Source organism: Halolamina salina, assembly GCF_042678005.1.
Classification (GTDB): Archaea; Halobacteriota; Halobacteria; order Halobacteriales; family Haloferacaceae; genus Halolamina; species Halolamina salina.
This window is the reverse complement of record NZ_JBHUDH010000027.1, coordinates 25,714-35,996: the sequence shown is the minus strand read 5'-3', so window position 1 is coordinate 35,996 and position 10,283 is coordinate 25,714. Positions and strand designations below refer to the sequence as shown.

Genomic DNA, 10,283 nt, shown 5'->3' with positions numbered 1-10,283 from the left:
CGGAGGATCGACCCCCACGAGGGGCGGGGCGAGGGGACGCCGACGCCGAGGAAGTCGCCGAGCGGACGACGGCGCCGGAGGGAACGGTCCAGAAGTGGATCGACCGCGCGAACGAGTACGAGTGACCGAACCCGCCCGTTTTTAGCGGATCGGCGCCGTTTGCCGACGCATGACCGAGACGACGGTGATCACCGACCCCGAGCAGTTCCACGCCGTGGCCCGCGAGGCCCCGGCGGGCGCTCGGGTGCCCGTCGAGATCCGGACCGTCGTCGACGACCCGTTCGACGCCTACCGCCGCGCCCGGCACGAGCGCGGCGGGGTGTTCCTCGAAACGTCGGGCGGACAGGAAGGGTGGGGCTACTTCGGCGTCGAGCCCGCGGAGTTTCTCACCGTCTCCGGCGAGTCGGTGCTCGCTGACCACGAGTCGACCGAGGGGTCCGACCGCCGATTCGGGCAGAACCGCTCCGAGACGCTCGCGGCGCTGTCGGGGCTGCTCGACGGCGAATCGCTCGCCCGCGGCGACTGCGACGTGCCCTACCCCTGTGGCGCGATCGGCTGGCTCTCCTACGACATCGCCCGCGAACTGGAGTCCTTCGGCGACGGCGCCCCAGACGACCGCGACCTGCCGACGCTCCAGATCGGCGTGTACGACTGTCTCGCGGCGTGGGAGGAGCCACGCGGCGACGAGGTAACGCTGCGGATCACCGCCTGCCCGCGCGTGCCCGCGGACGCCGACGAAGCGACGCTCGACGCCTGCTACGACCGCGCGCTGACGAGAGCGGCCGAACTGGGCCGACGGGCACGCGTCGGCGACCCGGCGGTCGGTCCCGCGCCCGTCGACGCCGAGGCGGCCGCGTTCGAGAGCACGTGCGGGCGCGAGCAGTTCCGCGAGCGCGTCCGCCGCGCGAAGGCGTACATCCGCGAGGGGGACACGTTCCAAGCGAACGTCTCCCAGCGCCTCGAAGCGCCCGCGGCGGTCCACCCCGTCGAGGCGTACGACGCGCTGCGAGACGTCAACCCCGCGCCCTACTCCGGGCTGCTGGAGTTCCGCGGCGTCGACCTCGTCAGCGCGAGCCCCGAACTCCTGCTCGAGCGCGAGGGCGACCGCCTGCTGACCGAACCGATCGCCGGCACGCGTCCCCGCGGCGACACCGACGAGGAGGACGCCGCGCTCGCCGACGACCTCCGGACCGACGAGAAGGAGCGCGCCGAGCACGCGATGCTGGTCGACCTCGAACGCAACGACCTCGGGAAGGTCAGCGAGTACGGCAGCGTCGAGGTGACGGAGTACCGCCGCGTCGACCGCTACTCGGCGGTGATGCATCTCGTCTCGCTCATCGAGGGGCGACTCCGCGAGGACGGCACGCTCACCGACGCCGTGGCGGCGACGTTCCCCGGCGGCACCATCACCGGCGCGCCCAAGCCCCGGACGATGGAGATCATCGACGAACTCGAGGATCGGCGCCGCGGGCCGTACACCGGGAGCATCGGCATCTTCGGCTTCGACGGCCGCGCGACGCTCAACATCGTGATCCGGACGCTGGTCCGCCACGCCGACGAGTACCACCTCAGCGTGGGCGCGGGCATCGTCCACGATTCCGACCCGAACGCCGAGTACGACGAGACGCTCGCGAAGGCCCGCGGGCTGCTCGACGCGATCGACGACGCGCTCGATCGGGGCCGCCTCGGCGTGGCCGACCCCGAGCAGGGGGACGCCGCGGACACCGCCGACGGCGGCGAGGTGGAGCGATGAGCGCCCCCGAGATCCTCGTGATCGACAACTACGACTCGTTCGTCTACAACCTCGTGCAGTACCTCGGGGAGGCAGTGCAGGAGCGCGACGGCGCGGTGACGGTCCGGCGCAACGACGCGATCGACCGCCGGGATATCCGCGATCTCGACCCCGACGGGATCGTCGTCTCGCCCGGCCCCGGCACGCCCGCGGCGGCGGGCGTCTCGATGGACGTGTTCGACCTCGACTACCCGACGCTTGGGGTCTGTCTCGGCCATCAGGCGCTCTGTGCGCACAACGGCGCGCCCGTGGGCCACGCGGACGCGGTCGTCCACGGCAAGCCCTCGGAGATCAGCCACGACAGCGAGGGCGTGTTCGACGGCCTCCCGCAGGGGATCCGGGTCGGGCGCTACCACTCGCTGGCGGTCGACCGCGACGCGATTCCCGACGCGCTGGCGGAGACGGCGACCACCGACGACGAGGACGTGGTGATGGCGGTGCGCCACCGCGAGAAACCCCACGTCGGCGTGCAGTTCCACCCCGAGAGCATCCTGACCGACCACGGCAAAACCATGATCAGAAACTTCCTCGGAATCTGTCGAGAGTGGGAACGATGAGCGACGAAGCACGCGCGGACGACCTGCTGTACCACGTCGACGGCGACCTCCGCCCGGCCGACGAGGCAACCGTCTCGGTGGAAGACCGCGGGTTCCAGTACGGCGACGCCGCCTTCGAGACGCTGCGGGCCTACGGCGGCGACGTGTTCGGCTGGGACGCCCACGCCGACCGGCTCGCCGAGACCTGTGACCTGCTCGCGATCGACCACGGGCTGGCTCGGGAGGACCTCCACGACCGAATCCGGGAGACCCTCGACGCCAACGACCTCGACGACGCGTACGTCCGGCTCTCGATCTCGCGGGGGGTCCAGCCCGGGAAGCTCGACCCCGATCCCGAAGTCGACCCGACGGTCGTGATCGTCGTCAAGCCGCTCCCGCGTGTCGAACTCGACGGCCAGTCCGTCTGGGACGGCCCGGCGACGCTCCGGACCGTCTCCACCCAGCGGATTCCCGACGCCGCCGTGCCCGCGCGGGCGAAGACCCACAACTACCTGAACGGGATTCTCGCCCGCATCGAACTCCGCGGCACCGACGCCGACGAGGCGGTGATGCTCGACGCCGCGGGCCACGTCGCCGAGGGGGCGACGAGCAACGTGTTCGCGTTCGACGGCGACGGCCTGCTCACGCCGGCACTCTCGGGGCCGGTACTGCCCGGGATCACCCGGGCGACAGTGATCGACATCGCCGAGGAGGAAGGGATCCCGGTTCGGGAGGTGACGATCGGCCCGGACGCGCTCCGAACGGCGGAAGAGATGTTCTGCACCAACTCGACGTGGGAGGTCCGTCCGGTCGAGAGCGTCGACGGTGCGAGCGTCGGCGGCGGGCCGGTGACGGATCTCCTCGCACAGCGCTACCGCGAGCGCGTCGAGGAGACGTTCTACTAAGCGGCGGCCAGCAGGATCGTCGCGACCGCGTACAGCAGGATCAGCAGCACTGCGCCGACGATGAACTTGAGCACCAGCCCGTCCTCCTCGGGCGTCTCGCCCTCGGGGAGGCCGTCGTCGTACAGGTCGCCGTCCTCCTCGCTCATTGTCGGGATGAAGGCCCCCGCCGGTATGAATCCGTCCTTCGCGGACTCAGAAGCCGATCCGGGACTCCGTCGACTGGGGACCGTCGTCCTCGTCGTTCTCGGCTTCGCCGAGTCGGTCGAACGCGTAGCCGTCGTCGTCGACGAACACGCCGCCGTCGGCGCGTCGGATTCCGAGTTCGTCGAGCACGGCGCCCTCGCAGGGGCCGAACGTGCACTCGCCGCTGTCGCACTCGAACGTGGCGCCGTGGCGCTTACAGACCAGTTCCCCGTCGCGGACCACCGCGCCGTCGCCGGTGTCGAGGTTCACGTCCCGCCAGTGCTGGCAGTAGTTGAACCACGCTCTCACCCCGTCGTCGGTGTCGACGAGGACGGCCTCGCGTTCCTCGCCGCTCTCGCGGTCCTCGACGGTGAACAGGAGGCTACTCTCCGCCGGGACGGCGTCGACGTCGGCGATTCGCTCTCCACTCATTTGGTCGGGCTACTCGGTCGGCGAGGAAGGGCGTTTGGGTCCGTAGCGACGTCGAGTGGGCGTTCCGGGAGAATGCGAGAGGTGGCTATATCCCTGCCGACCGGACTCACGGCTCGCGCCGCTCGCCGTTGGTCGGCAGGAGAATATAGCGGGAGGTAGATTTGAACTACCGATCTCCGGGTTATGAGCCCGGCGGAATCTCCTGGCTATCCCATCCCGCTACCTGTATCAAATCGGGTACGACGGTTAAGCGTTCTGTTTCGGTCGCCCTCTGTCGGTTCTTCCCGTGGTCAGTCAGCGGTCACGCGCCACGTGAACAGGCTCTCCAGCACGTAGTTCAGCAGCAGCGAACAGCCGATCGCGATCGGGAACGTCGCCAACTCCCAGAGGTCGACGCCGAACGCTTCGAGGACGATCGGCAGGCGCGTCAGTCCCGCGACGACTCCGACCTGCACGGCGACGCCGCCGCTGCGGACGAGGTTCGACTTCAGCAGCCGGCGGAGGATCGCGCCGACGCCCTCGTCGCCGTGGTCGGCGAACGTCCAGCGCTCGTTGACGACGAACATCACGAGGATCGCCACCTCCGCGCCGACCAGCTTCGCGATCTCCGGCGAGACGCCGAGGCCGGCGGTCAGCGCCGAACTGGTCGTCAGGTCGAAGACGGCGCCGACGGCGCCGACGGAGACGAACTGCCCGAACCGGTCGATCGCGAGCAGTTCGTCCGGGATGCCCCTCACTGCCCACCCCGCTCGATCAACGGCGGGCGGTCGTTCCGTGCCGCGAGCAGCTCGTGGAGCCGATCGCCCCGGACCGCCTTCGCGCGGTGGCGCGCGGTCAGTAGTCCGGTGAACATCGAGAGCGTGTCGCTCACGGGATCGACCGTCGACTCCGGCTGGTCCTCCCACACCACCGGGACCTCGGTTATCTTCCCCCCGAGCGCGCCCGCGATGGCGAGCAGTTCGATGTCCCACGCGAAGCCGGACTCGGTGAGGTGGCGCCGCAGCCGCGACCAGAAGTTCGCCGAGACGGCCTTCGCGCCACACTGGTAGTCGTGCAGGTCCGGGTCGAGAAGTTGGCGGGCCAGCCACGCGAACGCGTCGCCGAGGAAGCGCCGCAGCGTCTTCTGATGGGACTGTATCTCCGATTCGGGGTGGCGCCGGGAGCCGGCGGCGAGGTCGAACGCCCCCGAGAGGACGGGGTCGATCACGTCGGCGATCGAGTCGGCCGGCGTCGAGCCGTCGGCGTCGGCGAAGGCGAGCACGTCCGTGCCGAGCGCGTCGAACCCCTCGGTGATCGCGGCGCCCTTCCCGCGCCGGCGGTCGGCGACGTGCACCGTCGCCGGGAGATCGGCCAGCGCCTCCCGGTCGCCCGGTCCGGGGTCGTCGAGTTCGATGCGGAGTTCCGCGGGGGCGAGCCGCTCGTCGAGGTCGCGCACGTAGCGCGAGAGGCGGTCCACGTCCGGCCGGTAGGCGGGGACCACCACGCCGACGGAGCGAGACATGTGGCGGCGTTCCGCGCCATCGGGGAAAAAGCGTCCGAACTTCCCCGGCGTTCAGGCCGATGGGCGACTCAGCCCCACTGCCCGAGGCCGGTCTGCTCCTGTCCGGACTTGACCTCGTCCCACGACAGCCCCAGCGCCTCGATCACGCGTTCGATCGGTCCCTTGAGCGTCTTGTCGAGCATCTTCGGCCAGTCGACCTCGAACTCCGGGGGCACCTCCTCGGCGTACTCGAAGCAGATCACGTCGGGGTCGCGCTTGAACTCGCGGTAGAGCGGGTCGGTCTGCGGGTCGAACCCCTGTTCGTTCTCCATGCGCTGCCAGAACTCGGGGTGGACCTTCTTCAGGTAGAGCCGCTTGGGCTTGGAGCCGCGCTGGAAGTTCGTGCCGAGTAGGAGGTTCGCGTACTTCGCCCCGCGGACCTGTGCGGTGTCGGTGTCGTAGGCGTCGAGGCGCTTGCCGATCCCGCCGGGGATGCCGACCTCCTCCAGATCCGCTTCGCCCTCCTCGAAGGTGGTGATCTCGTCGTGGAGGTACTCCTTCACGTCGTCGAGCTCCCCACCGCGGACGATCATGTCGATCACCTCCTTCTGGACGCGCTTGGTGACGGGTGCAATGTCCGAGCGCTTGTACTCGAACCCCGTGATGTCGATGTCGTCGACGTGTTTCCCCTCCTTCCAGACGATGTGGCCGGCGTAGCGCTTCTTCTTGCCGGCCTGGAAGAACCGCCGGTAGAGCTTCTCGAACTCGATCTCGAAGCGGTGGGAGTCGGCGTCGAGTTCCTCGCTGGCGAAGTCGTCGTAGCGCTCGTTGATGTGCTCCTCGATGTCGAAGGACTGCTCGATGGCGTCCTCCTTGGAGACTCCTCCCCCGAGGGACAACATGACCGAGTCGGTGTCGCCGTACGCCACCTCGTGGCCGATCTCCTCGGCGGCCGTCTCGGTGAACTCGATCACCTCCCGCCCCGTCGCCGTCACGGCGGCGGCGCCCTCGGTGTCGTAGAGCCGGAAGCGATCCCACCCGGAGACGCCGTACAGCGAGTTCATGATCACCTTCACCCCGCCCTGCTGTCGGTCGTAGCGCTCGTACGCCTCGGAGTCGGGGTCGTGCTGGTCCCGGAGCTTCTTCTTCTCCTCGCGCTCGGTGAGCAGTTCGTCGATCATCTCCCGCATGATGCCGTCCGGCTCCTTCCGGAAGTGGGTGCCATCCGGCGCGCGGTAGGTCTCCCCGTCGTACTCGTCGGGGTCGACCTTCGTCTCCGGCGAGGAGTTGATCGTCGCCATCGACATCGGGTACAGCGACTTCAGGTCGAGCACCGTCACGTTCTCCTTCACGCCGGAGATCGGCTCGAAGACGGCGCCGCCCTCGAACTCCTCGGCGGCCTCCTGCTGGCCCTTCGACGGCAGCCCGAACTCGCCGTAGGCCTTGTGCAGCACGTACATGTCCACCGCGTCGCCCGCGGTCGGCGCGTCCTCCAGCTTACAGCCGACGAACGATCGAACCTCGTCCCAGAACGCGATCACGGACTGCTTGCGGTCGATCTCGACACAGAGCTCCACGTCCCGGAGGTTGTACTCCAGCAGCTGTTCGGGGTCCTGCTCCCAGAGGTCGCCGATGTCGCCGGAGTAGTGCTCCTTCCCGACGTCGAGTTCGCGCTCGCCGATGGCGTCGAGGCGGAACGACTCCAGCTCCTTGATGACGATCTGCTTGTAGCCGTACAGCAGGTCGAACACCACCCGGCCCTTCACGTCCGGGCCGCCCCAGTCCGAGCGCCACACCTCGTCCACCCGGGAGAGCCGGTCGATGTCGAGCTCGTACTCGGTGGTGGGGTCGACCGCCTCCAGCCGGTCGAGCACGTACGGCATGTCGAAGTCCTCGAAGTTCCAGCCCGTGAGCACGTCCGGGTCCGTCTCCTCGATGTACTCGACAAAGGCGTCGAGCATCGCCGGCTCCTCGTCGAACACGCGCACGTCGATGCTGCCCGAGTCGGCGATCTGCTCGTACTCCTCGAGCACTTCCGGCGCGTCGACCTCGGCGTCGGGCGCGTCGAACAGCCACACCACGTACTCGTCGTCGTAGGAGTCGTGGGAGGTGAGACAGACGATCGGCTCCTCGCCGTCCTCGGGGAACCCCGAGCGGTCGTCGACCTCGATGTCGAACGTGTTGACCCGGAGGTCCGCCGCCGTCGGCGCGTCGACGGCGACCAGTTCCTCGTCGTCGTAGCGCACCTGAATCCGGCCGTCCTCGAGTCGTCGCTCGGGCACCTGCAGCCCGGCGCTCACGTCCTTGTCGATCAGGAAGCGGTTGGGGAACAGGATGTCGGCCTCGTAGTGCTCCTCGAAGTCGTCGCGCATCTGCCCCACGTCACGCGGCGTGCGGCCGACCACCTTCGTCAGCGGCTTGCCACGGATCGACTCGAAGCGCTCGCCGTTGGGGTCCTCCTCGCGGGTGTCGAGGATCGCGTCGTACTCCTCGGTCAGCGCGCGGTCCTCGACGTTCTCCGTGGGGACGTAGAAGTACGGCTCGACCCCGAGCACGCGGACGTGCTCGGGTTCGTTGTCGGCGGTCCGGCCGAAGACGTGGACGACGGGGTACTCCTCGGCACCCGACCCCTCGATCGTGTAGTCGACCTGCGAGACTTTCAGTTCGACGACGCCCTCGCTGTCGGGAAACTTCAGGTCCGCGGCGTCGACCACCTCGCTGACTGACTGGCCGGCGTCGCCGGCGACGACGGCNNNNCCCCCTCCTCGTCCGGTCGGCCCCCGTCGGCACCCGCGAACTCGCCGAGGCCCGATTGCTCGCGCTCGCTCATTGGCGGTGGTTTGCCGTGATCCGTTAAAACGACGGTGGTCCGACCGCCGCGGCCGGTGGTTCGCACACCCCCGAAAGGCATATACTCCACCGTTTGGTAGACCCTCCCATGCCCGACGAGAGTGGCCTGCCGGAGGTGGCATCGGAGCCGGTCGAACCCGCCGACGACGGTTTCGAGACGGTCGAGTCCTACGAGGTCGACGGTGGGGTGGTCCTCTACGACGCCGAGGCGCCGCTGGCGTGGCTCCGGAGCGACGCGGCGGTGTCGCTCGGGGATCGACGCTGAGACGACTGCGAACCCTTTTGCCGGTCGGTCGGGGAGTGGGAGGCGTGAGCGACGACGACCCCGTCGAGACGTTCGTGGAGGAGACGTTCGACGGCGAGGACGACGGGGTCTCGGCCCCGGAGACGCGGGACATGGAGGCCGAACTCCACGAACGGACCGGAACGAACGCCGGCGGTGAGGAGGAGCTGACCGAGGTCGACTCCGAGACGGCGACCGCGTTCTGGGGGGCGGTGATCTACGTTAACGCCGGCGTGCTGCTGATCGCGCTCGGTCCGACGGTGTACGCGCTCCGCGGCTACCCCCTCGTTTCGGCGGGGCTGGTCGCCGGGGGCGTGCTCGCGCTGGCGCGTGCGTACTGGGTGTACCGTCGGTTCGCTGCCGGCGACGAGGAAGGGGAGGCGGAAGACGCCGACGCTGTCGGCGACGCTGCCGACATCGGGGATGGCGACGACACGTGAGGCCCGGAAGCGTTTTGCGCGGCCACCGGCTACCGACGAGCGATGCGACCGGTCGAGACTCCCGACGGCCAGCGCCACCTGTTGCTCTCCCAGTCCGAGGGGACGGCACGGCTCCGTGACCCCGCGACCGGCGAGGAGCGAACCGTCGACGTGGACGTCCTCGAACCGGTCGGGGACGGGGCGTTGAGCGTCGCCGCCGAGGGTGTCCCCGAACCGGTTCGACGGGTCGTGACGGCCGCCCACGACGAGCGCGCGCTGGGCGTGCTGGTGACGCTGGTCGACAGCGGTCCGACCGCTGTCGTCGACCTGCTCTCCTACGCCGGACTGTGTGAGAGCGACTTCAACGGCCTGTTCGCCGAACTCCGCGCGGCGGGCCTGGTCACGACGTGTGAGGTCGCCGGCGAGCGCGGCTACGAGGCGACCGAAACTGCCGAAGAAGCCGTGGCGCTGCTACGCGACGACGCTTAGTCGTCCCCGCTCTCCAGCAGTGCCGCAGCACCGGACAGCGTCGCTGCGTCCTCCCGCCGTGCGGTCGAGCGGTTCGTGGTCGTGTCCTTCTCGACGGTGACCAGTTCGTCGGCCGCGTCGACCAACTCCTCGTCGTGGCTCACGATCAGGATCTGTCGCACGCCGAACCCGCGCATCTCCTCGACCAGATCGACGAGCCGGGAGACGTGGCCGGCGTCGAGGAACACTGTCGGGTCGTCGAGGATCACCGGCGGCGTCGCCGCCGCGCCCTCGATCCCCTCCGAGAGCAGCCGGTAGATCGCACACCGCAGCGAGAGGTTGAACAGCGCGCGCTCGCCGCCGGAGAGCTGATCGGGCGACAGCGGCGTGCCGTCCTTCTGGTAGACGGTGAGTTCGTACTCGCCGTCGAGCTCGATGTGTGAGTAGGCGTCGTTGCCGTACGCGAGGTCGAACGTCTCGTTCAGCATCCGTTCGAGGCTCTCGACGTTCCGCTGGCGGAGCTCCGCCCGCAGGTCGCCGTACGTCTGCTCCAACTGCTCGGTCTCCTCGTGGAGCGACTCCAGATCGGCCACCGTCTCGGCCAGCGCCTCGCGGTCCTCTCGAAGCTCCTCCAGCTCCCGAATCTCGTTCTCGACGCTCCCGATCTCGCCGGTGAGCTCGTCGCGCTGTTCGGCCAGCGAGTCGAGCTTGGCCTCGACTTTCTCGAGGTACTCCTCGGCGCTCTCCCGCTGCTCGCGCGCCTGCTCGACGCGCTCGCGGTCGAACGCCTCCCGGAGGTCGTCGCGGCGCGCCGGCAGGTCGTCCAGCCGGTCCCGGCGCTCGTCGGCGATCTCGGCCTTGCTCTCCCGGCGCTCGCGCAGGCGGTCGATCTCCTCCTCGGCGTCGTCGATGGCGTCGAGCGTCTCCTCGACGGC

General features: G+C 69.3%; 12 protein-coding genes and 1 tRNA gene. 6 read left to right on the top strand and 7 right to left on the bottom strand.

Annotated elements, in window-relative coordinates; all coding sequences use genetic code 11:
• The first annotated feature begins 169 nt into the window (after positions 1-169).
• The 3 genes from pabB to ACFR9S_RS03695 are packed head-to-tail and all read left to right on the top strand — an operon-like array spanning position 170 to position 3,233.
• On the top strand, positions 170-1,753 hold the full coding sequence (gene pabB / locus ACFR9S_RS03705; protein ID WP_379818088.1) for an aminodeoxychorismate synthase, component I: 1,584 nt from the start codon (positions 170-172) through the stop codon (positions 1,751-1,753).
• Positions 1,750-2,349, top strand: a complete 600-nt coding sequence (locus ACFR9S_RS03700) for an anthranilate synthase component II (protein WP_379731947.1) — start codon at positions 1,750-1,752, stop codon at positions 2,347-2,349. Before pabB ends, ACFR9S_RS03700 begins: the two co-directional genes overlap by 4 nt.
• Positions 2,346-3,233 carry an aminotransferase class IV gene (locus tag ACFR9S_RS03695; RefSeq protein ID WP_379818087.1) on the top strand — a complete coding sequence of 296 codons (888 nt, stop codon included), beginning with the start codon at positions 2,346-2,348 and terminating at the stop codon, positions 3,231-3,233. The genes ACFR9S_RS03700 and ACFR9S_RS03695 overlap by 4 nt, the downstream gene beginning before the upstream one ends.
• Here ACFR9S_RS03695 and ACFR9S_RS03690 read toward each other — a convergent pair.
• The 6 genes from ACFR9S_RS03690 to ACFR9S_RS03665 all read right to left on the bottom strand — a co-directional run bounded on the left by ACFR9S_RS03690 (position 3,230) and on the right by ACFR9S_RS03665 (position 8,042).
• Entirely contained in the window at positions 3,230-3,379 is a 150-nt protein-coding gene (locus ACFR9S_RS03690; RefSeq protein ID WP_379731945.1) for a hypothetical protein, read from the bottom strand. The genes ACFR9S_RS03695 and ACFR9S_RS03690 overlap by 4 nt on opposite strands.
• A gap of 46 nt (positions 3,380-3,425) precedes the next feature.
• Complete coding sequence (locus ACFR9S_RS03685; RefSeq protein ID WP_379818086.1) at positions 3,426-3,848, bottom strand: Rieske (2Fe-2S) protein; 423 nt, start codon at positions 3,846-3,848, stop codon at positions 3,426-3,428.
• A gap of 146 nt (positions 3,849-3,994) precedes the next feature.
• A tRNA-Met gene (locus ACFR9S_RS03680) sits at positions 3,995-4,069 on the bottom strand.
• Between the two features lie 69 nt (positions 4,070-4,138).
• Positions 4,139-4,585: a GtrA family protein gene (locus ACFR9S_RS03675; protein WP_379731943.1), complete on the bottom strand. Its 447-nt coding sequence runs from the start codon at positions 4,583-4,585 to the stop codon at positions 4,139-4,141.
• Positions 4,582-5,349: a glycosyltransferase gene (locus tag ACFR9S_RS03670; protein ID WP_379818085.1), complete on the bottom strand. Its 768-nt coding sequence runs from the start codon at positions 5,347-5,349 to the stop codon at positions 4,582-4,584. The genes ACFR9S_RS03675 and ACFR9S_RS03670 overlap by 4 nt, the downstream gene beginning before the upstream one ends.
• 68 nt (positions 5,350-5,417) lie before the next feature.
• Entirely contained in the window at positions 5,418-8,042 is a 2,625-nt protein-coding gene (locus ACFR9S_RS03665; RefSeq protein ID WP_379818084.1) for a DNA-directed DNA polymerase, read from the bottom strand.
• A 224-nt stretch (positions 8,043-8,266) separates the two neighbouring features.
• Between ACFR9S_RS03665 and ACFR9S_RS03660 the strand changes: the two genes are divergently transcribed.
• From ACFR9S_RS03660 to ACFR9S_RS03650, 3 genes are read left to right on the top strand one after another with little or no spacing between them, the layout of a single operon-like run.
• Positions 8,267-8,443 carry a DUF7331 family protein gene (locus ACFR9S_RS03660; RefSeq protein ID WP_379731408.1) on the top strand — a complete coding sequence of 59 codons (177 nt, stop codon included), beginning with the start codon at positions 8,267-8,269 and terminating at the stop codon, positions 8,441-8,443.
• Between the two features lie 44 nt (positions 8,444-8,487).
• Complete coding sequence (locus tag ACFR9S_RS03655) at positions 8,488-8,901, top strand: DUF7322 domain-containing protein (RefSeq protein ID WP_379731407.1); 414 nt, start codon at positions 8,488-8,490, stop codon at positions 8,899-8,901.
• A 42-nt stretch (positions 8,902-8,943) separates the two neighbouring features.
• The gene (locus tag ACFR9S_RS03650) at positions 8,944-9,369 is read left to right on the top strand and encodes a DUF7346 family protein (protein ID WP_379731406.1); all 426 of its coding nucleotides are present in this window, start codon (positions 8,944-8,946) and stop codon (positions 9,367-9,369) included.
• Here ACFR9S_RS03650 and ACFR9S_RS03645 read toward each other — a convergent pair.
• A partial coding sequence (locus tag ACFR9S_RS03645; RefSeq protein WP_379818083.1) for an AAA family ATPase occupies positions 9,366-10,283 on the bottom strand: 918 nt, incomplete at its 5' end. The two genes, ACFR9S_RS03650 and ACFR9S_RS03645, sit on opposite strands and share 4 nt — an antisense overlap.